The organism is Nitrospirota bacterium (assembly GCA_023229435.1).
Classification (GTDB): Bacteria; Nitrospirota; UBA9217; order UBA9217; family UBA9217; genus JALNZF01.
The window spans coordinates 295,619-313,889 of record JALNZF010000001.1 but is presented as its reverse complement, the minus strand read 5'-3'; the positions used below and the strand labels follow the sequence as shown (position 1 = coordinate 313,889).

Genomic DNA, 18,271 nt, shown 5'->3' with positions numbered 1-18,271 from the left:
CGAGGAAAAGGAGCTCTGTGTTGACACTGGGCATACTAATTTATCGGGTTATGCGAAAAACACAATGTCTTTCATGGGATAATGCTTCTTGTTCAGTGTCCAGAGAGGAAGGTCGGTAACGTGGGCGGTAGCGGCGATAAGGGCATCGGCGATCTCCGTACTATGTGAGGCGCGATATGACTTCATATATTCGCCTGCTTTATGTCCGATTGTATCGTCAATTTTAAGGCACTCCATGAGTCCGAAAAGTTTGGTTGTGATCCCTTCCTCGCCCCTTCGCAATCCAGCGACGATCTCCGCTCTCGTGATCGGGGAGAAGCACAGCTTCTTTTCCCGTTTATAGACTTCGGTAAACTTTTTTACAATCTTTTCATTATCCCGAAGATACTCGATCAGGACATCGGTATCGATCAGGATGCTCATGATTTGATACCCAGCCGTTTCTTCCTGGTATCCTTCCTCATTTGCCGAACATATTCTTCCGACGAAGCGATATCTTTTCGGTCTTTCCAGATGCCCGCTGATTCCTTTAAAATCATGTCGGCATTGTCGGGTTTATCCAGCGCGTATACCTTTTTAACCGCTGCCCTCACAAGCTCGGATATTGAAACCGCCCTTTCCTTGCCTACACGCCGGAGCATTTTGAAAACATCGTCTTCTATATATAATTGTGTTCTTTTCATGGTATTCTCCATTACCCGTTGTTGCGTAACGTAATGTATAGCATACATCACTCTTCATGTCAAACGGTTTTCTCAGGACATGATTAAGGGGAAACATACACTGCACGGCAATTGTTCCCTCAATTATTAGTATCTCAACAATAAAGTGAGGGAGTAAATGTACGACAATAATAAATACTAAAACCTTCAGCAGTCTTCCGTATCTCCGTGTCTCCGTGTTGAGAAAAACCTTTTCAACATTATTGCAGCGTCAATGTCGTATTTCCTGATACGCCTGTTATCGGGTCTTTTGCTGTAATCGTGACAGTGCCCGCGGCTACTACCCGGGCAAGGCCTGTATTGTCTATCGTTACAATTCCGGTATTCGATGAGCTCCAATTCCATGATGCTGTCACTGACGGCGTCAGGGTCTGCGTCGTCTGACCATCTTGAAACGTTCCTATCGCCGTAAACCGCAGCGTCGTGGTGCTCATGGAAACTATCGGATTGATAGGATCGAGCGCGATGGCTGTGAGCGGCGTGCTGGTGACCGTGAGCGTTGTTGCGCCGGTGGCCCCGCTCATCGTCGGATCACTTGCCTGAATGACCGTTGTCCCGGTTACCGTACCTGCGGAGACAATGCCATTGCCGATTACTCCCGGGGTGTCGATGATGGTTGCATCCCCGGTAGATATAGCGGTCCATTTTGCGAACGTTGTTATGACCTGCGTGACCGTTCCGTTGGAAAATAATGCTATGGCTGCAAACTGGTGTGTTGCCCCGAGTGCCATATAGGGGTTGGTTGGGATTACCGAAATTGCTTCAGGAACGGTGACATCGATCCTGGCAGTCCCGGAGATATTATTTGCCGCGTCATACGCCGTAATAGCAGCCGTGCCTATATCCACTGACGTGACGATGCCGTTTGAGCCTGCCGTATTGCTGACGGTAGCAACCGCGGTATTGTCCGAGCTCCAGGTAACGACCTGCGACCAGGTAAGGTTCATACCGTTCGAAAACGTTCCGATTGCTGTTAACTGCTGCGTCGTTCCTTTCACCATGCTTTGAGCGGCCGGGGTGATGGAGACTGATTCGAGGGTGCTGCTATGCTGATTGCAGCCCATCAGCCCCGGAACCGCTGTAAGCACTGAAACTATCGCGATACAGAATGTGAAAATCTTTATGCGTATCATCTTCCTTGGTCTCTCCTTGCAACAGGCGGTTATTTAGACACAATGTTGTGCGGATATCTTGATGCGGTCATTACACGCTGTTTCATTCCGGCTATCATAGCATAAATCGGATGTTCTCGTCAGAAAAAACTACTCGTACCTCAGCGCATCGATCGGGTTCAGAAGCGATGCCTTGTACGCGGGATAGAAGCCGAAGAAGATCCCAATGAAGCCGGAAAAACTGAATGCAAGCAGGATGGAAGGCACCGACACGACCGTGGGCCATCCGGAGACGGATGAGAGTATCATTGCCGTGGAGACCCCTGCGATGATGCCGATGATTCCGCCGATCAGGGACAGGGTCAGCGCCTCGATGATGAACTGAAGACGGATGTCCCACGTCCTGGCTCCGATGGCCATGCGGATGCCGATCTCGCGCGTCCGCTCGGTCACGGACACGAGCATGATGTTCATGATCCCGATCCCCCCGACAAGGAGCGAGACTGACGCGATCGCGGCAAGCAGCAGGGTCATCACCTTTGAGGACTCTTCGCGCGCCTCCATCATCTGGGTAAGGTTCCGTACGGTGAAATCATTGTCCTGCTTCGGCCCAATGCGATGACGCTGCTTCAGCAATGCGGTGATCTGCCTCTCCGCGTCACTGAGAACTTCGGCGCTCATTGCCTTGACCGTTATGTTACGAACCATGCCGGGAAACTGGGTCCCGAACAATTTCTTCTGCGCCGTAGTCACGGGAACAAGGACCGCATCGTCCTGATCGTGTCCCCTTGCGTCCTGCCCCTTCGGGCTCAGTATCCCGACCACCGTAAAAGGAACATTCATGATCCTGATCGTCTGGCCGACCGGATTCTGTTCGCCGAACAGGTTGTCCACCACGATCTGCCCGAGCAGGCAAACCTTTGTGGCGCTCTTCACGTCCTGCGCGCTAAAGGACCTGCCGGCGGTCATCGACCAGTCTCGAACGATAAGGTATGACGGAGTCGTACCGATAATGCCGGTCGACCAGTTGAGATGTCCAAAGACGACCTGGGCCACTCCATTGAGATTGGGAGCAACATCGGAAACCGCGGGACATTCCTTCTGGATAGCCTCGGCGTCGCCCAGCGTAAGTGTTGACTGCGTTCCGGCGCCCATCCGGACCCCTCCCGAAGTCATGGCCCCCGGTATAACGATAAGAAGATTGCTTCCCATGCTTGCCATCTGTTCTGCGATCTTCCTGCTTGCGCCGGTGCCGATGGCCACCATGGCGATCACGGCGCCCACGCCGATGATGATCCCGAGCATGGTGAGGGCCGAGCGCATCTTGTTCACTCTGAGTGCGCGAAAGGATATCTTGAAGGTGGAAGGAATGTTGATCATAAATAATAGTGACTAAAGTACATTAAAGTGAGCTAACGTGCGCTAAAGTGAGTACTTCCATTTTAGGCACTTTAGGCATTTTAGGCACTTTTCTTACCGACTTTCTCATCGCTGATTATATGTCCATCAGAAAACCGGATAATCCGCTTGCTGTACGCCGCGATGTCGGACTCGTGGGTCACCAGTATGACCGTTATATGTGACTCCTGGTTCAGCTTCACCAAGAGTTCCATGATCTCAGCGCTTGTTTTCGTGTCAAGATTCCCGGTAGGTTCATCCGCGAGGATGATCGGCGCGTCGTTCACGAGCGCGCGGGCAATGGCGACCCGCTGCTGCTGGCCTCCGGAGAGCTGGTTCGGGTGATGGCCTTCCCGTCCTTCGAGCCCCACGCTCTTGAGAGCCTTCCGCGCACGTTCTTGTCGTTGGTGGGCCGGGAAACCGTTGTAGAGCATCGGAAGTTCGACATTTTCAAGGGCCGACGTCCGTGACAACAGATTGAATCCCTGGAACACAAACCCGAGCTTTTTGTTCCTGATCTCGGCAAGCGCGTCGCGCGACAGACCGCCGGTATCGACACCGTCCAGGAGATAGTGTCCGTCCGTGGGCGTGTCGAGGCAACCGAGAACATTCATAAAGGTCGATTTACCCGATCCTGACTGTCCCATGATGGCCACGAACTCGCCTTTTTCGATGGACGCTGAGATGCCATCGAGCGCGCGAACATCGACATCACCGAAACTATACACCTTGGTGAGCTTGTGTGCCTCGATCAGCGCCATCTTAGAACATCCTCGGTCCGGCCTGGGATTGAGTCTTGTTCTTTTTGAACGATTCAATAATAATATTTTGCCCCTCTTTTAACTCTCCGGAAACGATCTCCGTATACGCCCCATCGCTGATGCCCGGTGTGATGGCGACGCGTCTCGGTTTTTCATTTTCAAGCACCCAGACAGATGGACCCTTTTCCCCCGCCCCATCTCCCCCCGTCTTCGAACCGTTGCCGGCCCCCGCCGCTCCCGTGGGCGCGGTCATTCGAAACCGGAGTGCCGCATTGGTGATTTTCAGGACATTGCTCTTTGTCACGATGATAATGGAAACATTCGCGGTCATCCCGGGCATCAACTTCATTTCGCGGTTGTCCACCTGGATCACCACATCATAGGTGACCACGTTCTGCACGGTGATCGGGGCCTGCCTTTTCTGCCATACCTTTCCTTTAAATATCGTATCAGGATAGGCATCCACGGAAAATTCCACGTCCTGCTCGATTTTCACCACGCCGATGTCTGACTCGGCAACGTTCGTATCGATCTGCATCTTGGTAAGATCCTGGGCGATCGTAAACAGCGTGGGCGTCTGAAAACTTGCGGCAACGGTCTGGCCGATATCCACATTCCGGGAGATCACGATGCCGTCCACGGGCGATACAATGCGCGTGTACCGAAGGTTCGTGTCCGCCACCTTGAGTGCGGCCTTTGCCTGTCCCAACTGTGCCTTGGCGCCGTCAAAGTTCGTCCCTGCCGTGTCGAGGTCGCTGCGGGGTATGAGATTCTTCGCAAACAGCTCCCGGTTCCTTTTAAGCGTCCGGTCGGCATCGCGGAACGTCGCGTCTGCTTTTTCAACATTCGCCTTTGCCTGCGCCGCCTGCGCCTCAAACATTTCTGGATCGATCAGGGCGATCAACTGCCCCTTTGTCACGCGCGAATTAAAATCGACAAAGAGGCTTTTTATGGTACCGGACACCTGCGTGCCGACGAGAACGGTCGTTACTGCATTGACGGTCCCGGTCGCCGTTATGGCCTGCTGAATATCGCCGATGGTTGCCGATTCGGTCCTGTAGGAGGTCCCATTCCCTGTGCAGCCGAATAATAAAGCTATAAGGATGCCTGAGTTTAAAACACGTTGTGAGGCAGATAGGTTTCGTTTGATCATTCTATATTCCTTTTCCGCGATACGTCATTCCCGTGAAAACGGGAATCCAGAGATATTCTCTGGAATTAAACATGGATTCCCGATGGAACCGATCGGGAATGACGATAAAATATCATCATCGTTGGAACCAGGTGACGCCTTGGGTCATTCCGTCGATGCGGCCTTTTTGCGTATTTGGAATATGCCAAGCTTTCCAAGCTTGCGTTGTAACCTGTCCATGTAAAGATACACAACCGGGGTGACGTACAGAGTCAGCGTCTGTGAGAAAAGAAGACCGCCGACAACGGCAAGACCAAGGGGACGGCGAGACTCCGCACCGGCCCCGAGTCCGATCGCGATGGGCAGGGTGCCCAAAAGCGCGGCCATGGTGGTCATCATGATCGGCCGGAACCGGATGCTGCACGCTTTTAAAATGGCGTCATAAGGCGTTGCCGCCTCCCTGCGCTGAGCATCGAGGGCGAAGTCTACCATCATGATGCCGTTCTTTTTAACGAGCCCGACAAGCAGGATGATTCCCACATAGGAATAGACGTTCAGGTCTTTCCCGAAGATCATGAGGGTCACGATTGCTCCGAAGCCTGCGAAGGGAAGCGCCGACAGGATCGTGAGCGGATGGATGAAGCTTTCGTACAGAATGCCGAGCACAATATAGATCACCAGGATCGCGGCTAACAGCAGGATGCCCAGTCCCTGCATGGACGACTGGAACGCTTGCGCCGTGCCTTGGAAACTCGTGGAAATCGACGCAGGGAGCGTGTCCCGGCCCGCTTTGTTCACGGCATCCACCGCGGTCCCCAGAGACACGTCGGGACGGGTGTTGAATGAAAGCGTGACCGCCGGCAGCTGGCCCAGGTGGTTCACGGACAAGGGCCCCACACTTTGAGAAAGTTTTGACACGGTCCGGAGCGGGACAAGCTGGTTGTCTGACGAACGGATATATAACAGGGAGAGCGCGTCCGGATCCTGCTGGTACTCCGGCTCAAGTTCCATAAGGACACGGTACTGGTTGTTCGGGGCGTAAATGGTCGTTATCTGCTGGCTGCTGTAGGCGGCCTGGAGCGCCGTCTGAAACTGAGTAGCGGAAATGCCGAGGGCTGACGCTTTGTTGCGGTCGATCTCCACGTTCACCTGGGGGTTTTTGATCTGCAGGTCGCTCGTCACTTCCTGCAGGATCGCCAATTCGCGCATCTTTGCCTCAAGCTTGGGAGCATACTCGTAGAGTTCGTCGATATCGGGGCTCTGGAGCGTGAACTGGTAGAGGCTCTTGGTGATCGTCCCGCCCAGGCGCACCGGAGGCGGGTTCTGCGGAAACGCCATGATCCCGGGGACCTGCGCGAGCTTGGGCCTGAGCTGCTGGATCACCTGGTCCACGTGCAGCTTTCGCTCGGAGCGGGGTTTCAGCCGGATGAACAGCCGGCCCTGATTCCCGGCTGAACTGGCGCCGCCTGAACCTGCGCTGGACATAAAGGCATCCACGTTCGGGTCCTTGAGTACGACAGCTGCAACGGCCTGCTGGTGCTGTTTCATGGAATCAAAGGAGGTGCCTTGCGCGGTTTCCGTGACAATGACCAGCTGGCCCGTGTCCTCACTCGGGAGAAAGCCCTGCGGCATGATAAGGAACAGGAATATCGTTGCTGAAAAAATAAACCCGGAGACGAGCATCGTGGCCAAACGGTGCTGGAGCACTGACGTCAGGGTCCGTTGATAAAAAAGCAGCATGTTGGCGAAGAAGCGCTCCGATGCCTGGTACAGTCTACCGTGCTGTTCCTTCCCGTGAGGCCGGACAAAGCGGCTCGCGAGCATGGGTATGAGCGTCAGGGCCACAAAACCGGAAATCAGGATGGACATGCCGATGGTGACGGCGAATTCGTGCAGGAGCCTTCCCATGATGCCGCCCATGAAGAACACGGGGATGAAGACCGCCACCAGCGAGATGGTCATGGACAGGATGGTGAAACCGATCTCCTTGGATCCTTTGAGCGCCGCCTCCATGACGGTCTCGCCCATCTCCATGTGCCGTATGATGTTCTCGAGCATTACGATGGCGTCGTCCACCACGAATCCGACGGACAGCGTGAGCGCCAGGAGGGACATGTTGTCCATGCTGAAGTCGCGGATATACATGACGGCGAAGGTGCCCACCACGGACATGGGGAGCGCCAGGCTCGGGATAACCGTCGCCGACAGGTTCCGAAGGAACAGAAAAATCACGAGCACGACCAGACAAACCGTCAGGACCAGAGTGAATTGAACGTCATGGACGGAGTTGCGAATGGATTCCGAACGATCGAACAGGACCTCGAGGTTGACCGAGGCCGGCATCTGCCGGCGGAACGTGGGAATGAGCTTCTTGATGGAATCAACGACCTCGACCGTGTTCGTGCCGGGCTGGCGTTGTATCGCAAGAATGATGGCCCGCGTATCCTTGAACCAGCCCGCAACTTTGTTGTTCTCGACGCTGTCTATCACCCTGCCCAGTTCCTGGAGCCGCACGGGCGCGCCACCGCGGTATGCCACGATGACCGGACGGTATGCCTTTGCGTCCAGGAGCTGGCCCGACGACTGTATCGTGAACGCCTGGTTCGCGCCTTCAAGCGTGCCGGTCGGAAGATTAACGTTCGCGCGCGAGACCGCGCCCGCCACCTCGTCAATCCCGATTCCCCTGCTTGCCAGGGCGCGGGGATTGAGCTGAACGCGAACGGCGTACTTCTGTGATCCGTAGACCTGCACCTGGGCCACACCGCTCACCATGGAGATACGTTGGGAAATAATGGTCTGCGCGTAATCGTCTATTGCGGAGAGCGGCATTGTGGGAGAACTGAGGGCGAGGTAGAGCACCGGCGCGTCGGCCGGATTTACTTTTCGGAACGACGGTGGACTCGGCATGTCCTCCGGCAGCTGGCGCGCCGCGGAAGCAATGGCCGACTGGACGTCCTGGGCCGCGGCATCGATGTTCCTGCTGAGGTCGAATACGATCGTGATCCGGGTGCTTCCCTGGCCGTTCGTCGAGGTCATGGAGTCGATACCCGCGATGGTCGAGAACTGTTTCTCCAGCGGCGTGGCCACGGCAGAGGCCATAGTCTCGGGGCTCGCGCCAGGCACGTTCGCGGTCACCTGGATCGTGGGGAAATCCACGTTCGGCAGGTCGGAGACCGGCAGGAGCCGATACCCCGCGATGCCAAGGAACAAGATGGAGAGCATAACCAGAGTGGTCATGACCGGACGGCGTATGGATAATTCGGAAATATTCATAGGTTAAAAAAGAATCCACCACAGAGACACGGAGGCACGGAGAAATGCAAATACGATATCTTGAATAAATTTATTTTACATGCTTTTATTTTGACTTCGGCATTTGAGTTTTTAAATCTTCCTTGCTCCGTGTCTCCGTGTCTCCGTGGTTATCATTTTTTTCTGCTTTGTTATCCTTTTCGTTCTTAATCTCCACCTTAGCCCCCGGCACAAGGCGGAGTTGTCCGTCAATGACGACTTTCTCACCTACCGCGACACCTTTTTCGATGATGGTCCCTTCCCCATACGACCTGCCGGGCGTCACGATGCGAAGATCGGCCGTCATGTCGTCCTTTATCACATACACATACTGTCCCTGCTGGCCTGTCTGCACTGCGGATGACGGCACCACCACCCGGTTCGGCTCCGTGGTCAGCGTGAGGATGACATCAACAAACTGTCCCGGCCAGAGTCTCCTGTCGGCGTTCGCAAAGGTGCCTTTCAATTTGAGCGTCCCGGTGGTTTTGTCCACCTCATTATCAATAAACGTCAACTCCCCGCGAGCCGGGCGCTTTTCATCACCCGGGATGATTGCCTCAACCTTGAGCTCGTGCATGGCAGTATATTTATTGATGTCAGACAGATTCTGTTCAGGCACGGTGAACGTGACATAGATCGGAACGATCCGGTTGATGGTAGTCATCGCGCTATCGTTTGCCTTGATGACGTTGCCCGCATTGACCATCACGCTTCCGGCCCTGCCATTGATGGGTGATTTGATCGAGCAGTAATCAAGTTGGAGCCTGCTGTTCTCAACATTGGCCTTGTCAGCCTGGACGGCTGCTGCAAGGGCATCGGCATTTGCCCGAAGCTGGTCATACTGGTCCTTGGAAACATAATCCTTCTGGACAAGGAGGGCATACCGCTTTGCCTGTTCTTCCGCGTTCTTTGCCTGGGCCAGGTCCCGCGCGAGCGCTGCCTCCGACTGTCTGAGCGCTGCTGCATAGGGGCGCGGATCTATCTTGAACAAAAGATCGCCTTTTTTGACGTCCTGCCCTTCCCTGAAGTACACACCTTCCACTTCGCCGCCGACCAGCGGCTTGATCGATACGGCATTATAGGCCTCAACATTGCCGATGACCTTAAGCTGCAGCGGAATATTTTTCTGATCCGCGCTCCCGACGACCACCGGCACGGTCCGTGGAGGCGCAGGTTTTCCCTTTGAACAGGACGAACCGGTGATACAAAGTACTGTAAGTAAAACCAGCAAGCTAAGTAAATAGGCTCGTTTCATTCTTTCCTCTCCCAGCTACAGAATTCGTGAAGTCCACAATTCCGCATTTCACATGGTTCGACTTCGCTCACCATCATGAGCCCGTCGAATGACTCCGTAATCCGAATTGAATCTACCGCGCTCCCATGGACTTTTCGATGGCAGCCTGGGCTATTTTGTAATTAGACAGGGCGCTGGTATAGTTCGCCTGCGCGGCAACATACGTAGCGAACGCATCCGAGACCTCTATGGGGCTTCCTACTCCCGCCGCGTATCTGCCGTTTGCGAGATCCAGGTTCTCTTTGGCCTGTGCGGAGGCAAGTTCGGCGGTTGCTATGCTGGCCTCCGCTGCGTGCAGATTCAGATATGCCTGGCGTACATCGAGCAGTATCTGTTGTCGTAATGACTCTTCGTTTGCCTTCAGGATATAGAGGTTTGATTTTGCCTCCGCCGCTTGATGAACAGTCAAAAATCCGCTGAACAGGGGAACGGTCAGAAGCACCCCGGCATTCCAGCTGTGGTCCAACGTTGATGTTGTCTCGCCTATCCAGTTATAGTTTGCGAAACCGGATAAGACCGGGTAATAGCCGGACCGTGCCAAACTGATAGTGGTCTCCGCAGCCTGCCTTTTTGAGATGATCGACTTGAGATCGGACCTGTTCTCAAAGGCACGCGCCTTTGCCTCTTCCAGGGTAATCGCATACTGCTGGAATGAGAGATTGTCTTCAATGGTATACTCAGGCGCATCGGGGGTCCCCATGACATTGCTGAGGGTCACCCAGGCTATTTTAAGCGCGTTCTCGGCATTGATAAGGCTCAGTTTAGCGTTACTCAGGTCCACTTCCGCCTTGATGACGTCGATCCTCGCCTTTGTTCCGACATCATAAAAACCTTTTGCCTGATCAAGGTGCAGTTGAAATTGTTTCAGAACATCCGCGGCAACATCACGGTTCCTCCTGGCTTGCAAGACGCTGTAATATGCCTGCTTTACGCTCAGGATGACAGCATCCTGCGTTGTATTCAGATCTGAACGGGAGGATTCGAGATTGTATTTCGAAATATCGACCTGCTGCGAAGTCTTCCCGAAATCCAGTAAGTTCTGATTGAGCGAGACTCCGCTCGAATACTGGTTGTATGCCACTGAGCTGCCGAAGCTGTTCGTCGGGGAAGACACGGGACTGATCCTGGTATATGCCCCCGAAGCGCTGAGCTGCGGGTAGTAGCCGGATCGAGCTTCGCCCACTCTGCTCCGGTTTACATCGACACCGTACATCGAAGCACGGATCGTTTGATTGTTCTTGAGCGCTATTTCGATGCACTGGTTCAGGGTAAGCGGCCGGGCCTGGGATACTCCTCCTGCCGCGGTTTTATCACCTTCGGCAGGAGCTCCCTGAACCGTTGCAACCTGACCGGATGATCTGTTTTCTGCTGCTGAAAGACGCGCAGGCGTCAGCTGCAGCAGAACCATTGACAGGACGAACAGGACATGCAAAGCCATTTTGTATCTTCCCTTCATACCGATTCCCCCAGAGTACATGTTTATTACCTATTAAGACACAGGATCGAGGATTTAGTTCAATGCAAGAAGAATAAAATCTGTTTCTTAATCATGTTTTATTGTGCCGAATATGAATATATCAACAAATTCCTCGATATTCTTTTCCATTTTTTGTTTTTTCATGCCGCCTTTTCGCATGATCTCCTCGGATCGAAAATACGAGAACAGGATCCCCAGAAAGAGCTTGGCCGCCATTTCCGGAGATACGTTTCTCAGAAGACCTTTTTTCTGCAGCCCCCTGAAGTATGATGCAAGGGTCAATTGGAGGTCATCGATGAACTTGTTATAGAGTTTTTTGATCTTCTCAGGATAGATCGTTACTTCCGAGTACATGATTTTGACCATCGACTTGCGCTCTTTCAGCGACAGCAGGAATCTCGTTGCGATCAGCCTGAGCGAGTCCTCATAGGAGAGACCGTCCAGTTCCGGCAAGAGTTCCTTCAATCTCGGGAGAAAGGTGTGGTTCTTTAAAAGCTCTTCAAAAAGCCTTTCCTTGGTCCCAAAGTGCCTGAAGAGGGTCAGCTCGGTCACCCCCGCTTCATGGGCGATCTCGCGCGTGGTTGCCCCGATATAGCCCTTTTCTGAGATCAGCTTCAGCGTGGCGTCCAGCAGCCTCTTTTTTGTAATGCCCTTCTTCATAATGATAGCAGGCGCTTACATTACAGCAGAACCGGATGAAAGTCAAGCGTTCCCCCGGCTTTCCCCATTTGCCCCAATTCGCAAATTCCCTAATTTTCCCCTTGCATGGAACGTATTCTTATGGTATGTTACGCCTGCTTTTAAACTTATGCACTACGGAGGATTTTACAGTGGCCGGTACATGCGATATTTGCGGTAAGGGCAAGCTCAGCGGAAACAAAGTGAGTCATGCCAACAATAGATCAAAGAAATTTTCCAAGCCAAATTTACAACCGATCAGGGCAGTGGCAGCCACTGGCGCTCATGTGCGCATGCATGTCTGCACACGCTGCATTCGTTCCGGCAAAGTAAAGAAAGTAAGCTGATCCCTCGATTTCCGTCTTGAACCATCCCCCGCTTTTTATGAAAAGCCGGGGGATTTTTGTTTCACCGCATCTCTACGCATTCCCATTCAACACGTTATCTGCGCACATAATGTTGCATAAAACAGCGTGTCTGACCTTGCCTCAAAACCATTTCATAGGTGTTTAACAGATCTTTCTGCACTTCCAATCTGATAGATTATATTGTAACAAATAGATAATATAAAATCAGAACTACATGTTGACAAGCATTTGTCATCGACTTATATATGCATCAGCCTTAGTTAAAATGATATTCTCATATTCGTAACCGCTGCGCCACACGATCATTTCCCCGTGTTATGAATAAAAGGAGGTGGAAGTCCGTACGGAATAGAAACATTTGATCTTAAACTCGAACGGCAACAATCGCGAATCACTTGAGCACATCAGTGCTCGTCACAACACAATGCAAATTAGGAGGAATTTATGAAAAAGATTTATTTTGTCGGGTTGGCAGTCGTAAGTATTGTTGGACTGTTTTTTGGTCAGTCACAGAGAACAATGGTTGAGGCGGCCGATGTTGCCGTCATCGAAGCAAAAGAAGTACCTGCAGCAAAGATCCCGACCTTTAACGCAACAGCATACATCGCCGGCCATGGCGGTCATATCTCGATCATCGACATGAATACCATGAAGTCGCCCACGGATGTAGTGAAGGACAGGATCGTCCTTACCGAGCCGGGGTCCGAGATGGAAGGCAAAATCGCGGGCATGAGCTTTGAAGCAGTGCAGAAAGGCGGCGGGAACCATGGCCAGGCCATCGTCACCGAAAAAGGGAAAAAGGTCCTTGTTGCCGGAACACTGGCTGGAGAAATCTTTAAGATAGACCTGGCAACAATGAAGAAGGAAGGCCCCTTCAAGGTCGGCGAAAAGTTCTGCGGAGCGATCTCAGGTCCTGACGGGAACATATACTTCCAGGATATGGCGAACGGCAATGTCTACATATGGGATTCGAAGTCGCTGAAAACCGTTGACAAGATGCCGGTGGGCAAGGCGGTATGCGGTATCCAGTGGACCCAGAACGGCAAAAAAGCCTACATTTCCGACATGCCGCAGGGCATTGTCTTTGTGTATGATTGGAAAACTAAAAAGGAAATCAAACAGATTACGAGCCCCGAGATGACGTTCCTTCATCAGGTACGAATGACACCGGACGGTAAATACCTCTGGGTCAGCGCCCCGAACGAATTTGATCCGGGTCTCAAGCCGGGCACGCATAAGAGCCAGGTTATCGTGATCGATACGGCCACTGACAAGATCGTCAAGCGCATCATCCTTCCCGATAATGTGCGGACGCATGATTTTGCATTTACCCCGGACGGCAAGTATGCTTTCCTTTCTTCAAGAACCTATGGTGATGACAGCACGTTGAACGTCATGGATATGAAGAACTACAATCTCGTAGGGAAAGTGTCCGTCTGCGCCGGTTGCCACAAGGCGAATGGCGTGGAAGTCAAGATCGACAAGGGTTCTCCGCTCCTTTGCGGTATTGAAATCGACTGGCATAAGTAGTCTGGATCCTTGTTCATCAAACTCAGCCTCGGCCGGGGTCAGGTTTTACCTGATCCCGGCTTTTCTTTACCCTGTTAGAGACGGATAGCGACTCCCTTCGGTTGACTATATATTTAACAGACACGGTTGAACAAAACCGCACTCTGCAAGTTATGGAGCACTTATTCTCTGGCGAGGTTTACTGTCCATGTATCTTCAGCTATACTATTATCAATAACGAGTCGGACTCGAAGGGATAATCGCATATCACTATGAACATACCCACGGTTGCCTTGAAAAATCTCAGGAGAAAGCTCACCAGGACCTGGCTTTTGTTCGCCATTGTCACGGTGGTGTCCTGTACACTTTTTTCGGCAACGCTGTTCTTGAAGAGCATCAACAACGCCCTCATGATCGGGACCTATCGGCTTGGCGCCGACATCCTTGTGGTCCCCGAGAGCGCAAAAGATAGGGCCCAAACGGCATTGCTTTCCGGAGAGCCCACGCAATTTCTGATGGACCGGGCCATTCTCGACCGGGTAAGGACCATCGATGGCGTCAAGAGCGCAACGCCTCAGTTGTTCGTAAAACCGACCAGCTTCACCTGCTGCTTCAATGTTGATGTCTTCCTCGTGGCTTTTGATCCGGAGACCGACTTCACGGTCAAGCCCTGGCTTGAGAGGAATCTCAACCGAAAGCTCGGACTGAACGAGATCATCACCGGCAGGTCCGTTCCGGTGATCACAGGAGATAAAATACCCTTTTTCGGAACGACCTTCACGATAGCGGGGACCATGGAACCGACCGGGATGGATTTTTTCGACCGTGCGGTCTTCATGAGCCTTGATGCCGCATACCTGATGGCCGAGAATTCGAAGACCAGGTCTCTTCAACCCATTGAGATCGGCAGGGACCAGATCTCCACCGTCCTGGTGCAGGTACAAGACGATTTTACACCGGACCGCGCCGCAATCCGCATCGAACATGACATCAGCGGCGTCAAGGCGCTGGTCTCTGATACCATCATCAGCACCGTGCGGAAACAGCTTTCAGGACTTATCAGGGCTATTCTGGTCATCAGCTTTATTCTCTGGTTCATCGTCCTCCTGATCATGGCATTTGCTTTTTATATGATCGTGAATGAGCGACGAAGGGAGATCGGCATCCTGCGCGCCATGGGGGCGAACAGAGGGCATATCGCAGCAATTATTTTGAATGAGGCTGCCCTGCTCTCGGCAACAGGCGGTGCAGCGGGGATACTGCTCGGATACGGGATACTCTTCAGCTTCAAGAATCTGATGCTCCATTACCTTAAACTCCCCTATCTCTTCCCCTCCGCCCCCGAGCTGATCACCTTGACGACGAGCGCCTTCCTGTTATCCATCATAACAGGCCTCATCGCCGCGCTGCTGCCGTCGCTCACGGTTTTGCACGTGGAACCCTATGAAGCCATAAGGAGTTCAGAATGAGATTATTGATACTGGTGCTCATGACATCCCTGCTGATCATGGCGTGCAGCAAAGAACCTGAAAAAACCGCGGAACAAGAACCGGTCACGGAAAGAACCCTCTTTGAAGAGGTAAAGACACAGACGATCAAAAATCCCGGAGACCCCGAAGCTTGGTATCATCTCGCCGACCTCTATGAACGCTCCGCGATGTATCGCGAAGAAGCGGATGCCCTTCACAAGGTCATCGCCATCGACCCGCAGCGGGGATACGCCTCGGTGAAGCTTGGAAACACCTATAACAGGCTCGGACAGTATCAGGAGGCCATCAAGAGTTACACGAGAGCGATCACGTTCTTCCCTAAAAACCCGGTGTTGTATAACAACCTGGCAATATCGTACGGCAAGGTCGGAAGAGCGGACGACGAGATCATGACCCTTCAAAAGGCCATCACGCTGCGGCCGCGATACGCGACCGCCCGGTACAATCTCGGTATTGCACTGCTCAAAAAGGGAAAGCGTTCGGAAGCGCTCATCCAGTACCATGAGATTGACAAATTTGACGCGGGCGTTGCAACGGCGCTCAAAAAAGAAATCGACAAAAAGGAGAAATAAGCTGTGAAAAAAAGATTGCCGATCATAGGAATTGCCATAGCGCTCATCGTGATATCCCTGTCTTCCGTACACGCCAGGGAAACCAGGTGCACGGAATGCGGGATGATGGTCATGATGGATTCAAAATTTGCCTCAAAGATCACCCGGGGAGATGCACCCTTCTATTTCTGTGATATCGGGGACCTGTTCACCTATCTCAAGAAAAAGAACGTACAAGACGCCAGGATCGAGGTCAAGGATTACACGAGCGGCGAGTGGATCGATGCCCGGAAGGCATTCTATGTCAAATCAGCCGAGAAATTCAACACTCCCATGGGTTGGGGCATTGCGGCCTTTAAAGATAAGAACCAAGCAGCCCAATCAGGCAATGTCATGGACTTTGAGAGCACTGCAAAGGTCTGGAAGTGAAGATGGTGGTCGTGATAACGGCGCTTGTCTGCGGGATACTCTTTCTCCTGGTCCCGAGATATGTCCTTCCTGCCTGTGAATATGCCGGCTACTCCCGGATGCATTGTTCCGATACGGCGCAGGCGGAACAGGTCATCGGCGCTGTGCTGGTAGTGGTCTCCGCCATTACCTTCTTTGTGAAATCGACATCGATGCCGCTTGTCGGCGCCATTATTTCGACAATCGTGTTCGGTATTGCCTTCTGGCTTCCCGATAAATTCGGTTATTGCCTGAGCCCGAGAATGCCTTGTAATTACGGTATGGTGCCTGCTGTCAGGTTTCTCTCCATTATCGGCATCCTTACCATGATCGGAGTTGTTTTCAGCATTGCCAGGTCCTCTCTAAAGAAAGGAAGTTCATGATCGAACTGAAGGGGCTCTCAAAAACCTATTCTATTTCAGGAAAAACCATCAAGGCTGTCCAGCCTCTTGATCTTATTGTGCAGCAGGGAGATTTCGTCTCCATCGTGGGACATTCGGGAAGCGGTAAAAGCACCTTCCTGAGCCTTATCGGCGGCATTGCCCGGCCCGACACGGGATCGGTCAGTATAGATAATCATGACCTTTGGAACTGCAATGATAAGGAGCGATCAAAGCTCAGAAATGAGAAGTTCGGATTTGTGTACCAGTTCGCGAGCCTCCTACCCACCCTTACTGCTGCGGAAAACGTCCTCCTTCCAACCGTTTTTGGTAAAGGCAAATCAGCAGCCGATGCCGCGGGTCTGCTCCAGCTTGTAGGACTCGGCGACAAGTCCGACCGTTACCCGTCTGAGCTCTCGGGCGGTGAACAGCAACGGGTGGCGATTGCCAGAGCGTTCATCAACGGACCGGAGATCATCCTCGCAGACGAACCAACCGGCGACCTGGATGAGGAAACGGAAGCGGAGATCATGGCGTTTTTCAAAAAAATCAATAAAGATAAGCATGTTACCATGATAATGGTAACTCACAGTTCAGAGATCGCCCTCCGCGCTTCAACACGATTCAGAATGAAACAGGGCGTCCTGGAACAACTCAATTAGGCCCTTCACCTCTCCTGCTTAACCTTTCATAGATATATATCACTCTTTATCCCTCGATATCGTTTGCACTAATGCAAAAGTTAAATCTATGATTTGCATGCATGCAACGTTAGTTCTATTTAATTCTGTATAATATCAACGTGTTACGGCATGGCACATAATCTGCATAATACATATCATAGAAAGGGGGATAATAAAATGAAAAAAACTATATCAAAAACAGGATTATATATGGGCATAGGAGCAGGATTAGTTCTCTTTGTAATCAGCGGTCTGCTCCCTGGCTCATTCATAGGAGGCTCTGTCGGTGTGCAAATTGCGAAGAATGTATTTGGCGGAACGATTGAGAGTTCTCTTCTGCCGCGATTGATCGTGGGAATCTCCATGTTTTCGGGGATCGTGGCATCCGGATTATTTTTACTGATGTTTACTTCATCTCTGGGTTGGTTAAGCGGTTATAGTATCGGTTATATTATTGATGCTCTTCATTCCGGCAGGACAGTTGAAATAATGAAAAAAGAAGCAACGGTTGACAGCAATTAGGATAATAGTGTATCATGACAAAAATTAAATAAAGTATCCCGTCTGCAAAAAGGAGAGAAGTGTCAATCATGAAATTTATCGTCAGCACGAAATCGGTTTCTCTTACACAGAGTAAAAAACCCTGCAATGAGGCGAATGAAATCGGATTGACACCATTGGATTTCAGAGATGTTAAGACCCTTGAAGAAGCCAAAGGGAAAATATGGTATAAAAACTGGATCGATAATGGTGAAAATCATCGAGAAGAAAACGGAATAATTGTAAGCGATAAGAAGGTAAAAGTGAATCAATGGGTCGTTGATATTAACAGTCTTGAAGAATTGTTGTCATTCCAGAACAAGTATGGTGATATTGTGATCTCCGACAGTTCTCCGTATAAGGAAGTACAGAAAGAAATTATTCTGCAACACACAACAAAGGGAAACTAATAAACCAAATCAATACATAATCCGGAAT

19 protein-coding genes are annotated in these 18,271 nt (G+C 51.8%); 9 read left to right on the top strand and 10 right to left on the bottom strand.

Features of this window, described 5'->3' with window-relative positions:
• Nucleotides 1–48 precede the first annotated feature (48 nt).
• From M0R70_01365 to M0R70_01320, 10 genes are all read right to left on the bottom strand, one after another.
• Nucleotides 49–423 carry a type II toxin-antitoxin system VapC family toxin gene (locus tag M0R70_01365; protein MCK9418009.1) on the bottom strand — a complete coding sequence of 125 codons (375 nt, stop codon included), beginning with the start codon at nt 421–423 and terminating at the stop codon, nt 49–51.
• The gene (locus tag M0R70_01360; GenBank protein MCK9418008.1) at nt 420–683 is read right to left on the bottom strand and encodes a hypothetical protein; all 264 of its coding nucleotides are present in this window, start codon (nt 681–683) and stop codon (nt 420–422) included. The genes M0R70_01365 and M0R70_01360 overlap by 4 nt, the downstream gene beginning before the upstream one ends.
• Before the next feature lie 239 nt (nt 684–922).
• The gene (locus M0R70_01355) at nt 923–1,855 is read right to left on the bottom strand and encodes an Ig-like domain-containing protein (protein ID MCK9418007.1); all 933 of its coding nucleotides are present in this window, start codon (nt 1,853–1,855) and stop codon (nt 923–925) included.
• Nucleotides 1,856–1,984: 129 nt separating this feature from the next.
• Nucleotides 1,985–3,214, bottom strand: a complete 1,230-nt coding sequence (locus M0R70_01350) for an ABC transporter permease (protein ID MCK9418006.1) — start codon at nt 3,212–3,214, stop codon at nt 1,985–1,987.
• Between the two features lie 80 nt (nt 3,215–3,294).
• Nucleotides 3,295–3,993, bottom strand: coding sequence for an ABC transporter ATP-binding protein (locus M0R70_01345; GenBank protein MCK9418005.1), 699 nt, complete (start codon nt 3,991–3,993; stop codon nt 3,295–3,297).
• A 1-nt stretch (nt 3,994) separates the two neighbouring features.
• Nucleotides 3,995–5,146: an efflux RND transporter periplasmic adaptor subunit gene (locus M0R70_01340; GenBank protein MCK9418004.1), complete on the bottom strand. Its 1,152-nt coding sequence runs from the start codon at nt 5,144–5,146 to the stop codon at nt 3,995–3,997.
• Between the two features lie 144 nt (nt 5,147–5,290).
• Complete coding sequence (locus tag M0R70_01335) at nt 5,291–8,398, bottom strand: efflux RND transporter permease subunit (protein ID MCK9418003.1); 3,108 nt, start codon at nt 8,396–8,398, stop codon at nt 5,291–5,293.
• A gap of 85 nt (nt 8,399–8,483) precedes the next feature.
• Nucleotides 8,484–9,671, bottom strand: a complete 1,188-nt coding sequence (locus tag M0R70_01330) for an efflux RND transporter periplasmic adaptor subunit (protein ID MCK9418002.1) — start codon at nt 9,669–9,671, stop codon at nt 8,484–8,486.
• Nucleotides 9,672–9,783: 112 nt separating this feature from the next.
• Entirely contained in the window at nt 9,784–11,148 is a 1,365-nt protein-coding gene (locus M0R70_01325) for a TolC family protein (GenBank protein ID MCK9418001.1), read from the bottom strand.
• A gap of 105 nt (nt 11,149–11,253) precedes the next feature.
• On the bottom strand, nt 11,254–11,847 hold the full coding sequence (locus M0R70_01320; GenBank protein ID MCK9418000.1) for a TetR/AcrR family transcriptional regulator: 594 nt from the start codon (nt 11,845–11,847) through the stop codon (nt 11,254–11,256).
• A gap of 170 nt (nt 11,848–12,017) precedes the next feature.
• Here M0R70_01320 and rpmB point away from each other — a divergent pair, with 170 nt between their 5' ends.
• The 9 genes from rpmB (at nt 12,018) to M0R70_01275 (ending at nt 18,243) form a co-directional block, all read left to right on the top strand.
• Entirely contained in the window at nt 12,018–12,212 is a 195-nt protein-coding gene (gene rpmB / locus M0R70_01315) for a 50S ribosomal protein L28 (protein MCK9417999.1), read from the top strand.
• 465 nt (nt 12,213–12,677) lie between these two features.
• A complete protein-coding gene (locus M0R70_01310; GenBank protein MCK9417998.1) occupies nt 12,678–13,763 on the top strand; it encodes a hypothetical protein in 1,086 nt (361 codons plus the stop codon).
• Between the two features lie 251 nt (nt 13,764–14,014).
• Complete coding sequence (locus M0R70_01305) at nt 14,015–15,211, top strand: FtsX-like permease family protein (protein ID MCK9417997.1); 1,197 nt, start codon at nt 14,015–14,017, stop codon at nt 15,209–15,211.
• The gene (locus tag M0R70_01300) at nt 15,208–15,804 is read left to right on the top strand and encodes a tetratricopeptide repeat protein (protein ID MCK9417996.1); all 597 of its coding nucleotides are present in this window, start codon (nt 15,208–15,210) and stop codon (nt 15,802–15,804) included. The genes M0R70_01305 and M0R70_01300 overlap by 4 nt, the downstream gene beginning before the upstream one ends.
• Before the next feature lie 3 nt (nt 15,805–15,807).
• Nucleotides 15,808–16,212 carry a nitrous oxide reductase accessory protein NosL gene (locus M0R70_01295; GenBank protein MCK9417995.1) on the top strand — a complete coding sequence of 135 codons (405 nt, stop codon included), beginning with the start codon at nt 15,808–15,810 and terminating at the stop codon, nt 16,210–16,212.
• A 2-nt stretch (nt 16,213–16,214) separates the two neighbouring features.
• Nucleotides 16,215–16,613: a DUF4418 family protein gene (locus tag M0R70_01290; protein MCK9417994.1), complete on the top strand. Its 399-nt coding sequence runs from the start codon at nt 16,215–16,217 to the stop codon at nt 16,611–16,613.
• Nucleotides 16,610–17,272, top strand: coding sequence for an ABC transporter ATP-binding protein (locus M0R70_01285; GenBank protein MCK9417993.1), 663 nt, complete (start codon nt 16,610–16,612; stop codon nt 17,270–17,272). The genes M0R70_01290 and M0R70_01285 overlap by 4 nt, the downstream gene beginning before the upstream one ends.
• A gap of 198 nt (nt 17,273–17,470) precedes the next feature.
• Nucleotides 17,471–17,815 carry a hypothetical protein gene (locus M0R70_01280; protein ID MCK9417992.1) on the top strand — a complete coding sequence of 115 codons (345 nt, stop codon included), beginning with the start codon at nt 17,471–17,473 and terminating at the stop codon, nt 17,813–17,815.
• A gap of 68 nt (nt 17,816–17,883) precedes the next feature.
• Nucleotides 17,884–18,243: a hypothetical protein gene (locus M0R70_01275; GenBank protein MCK9417991.1), complete on the top strand. Its 360-nt coding sequence runs from the start codon at nt 17,884–17,886 to the stop codon at nt 18,241–18,243.
• Nucleotides 18,244–18,271: the final 28 nt, after the last annotated feature.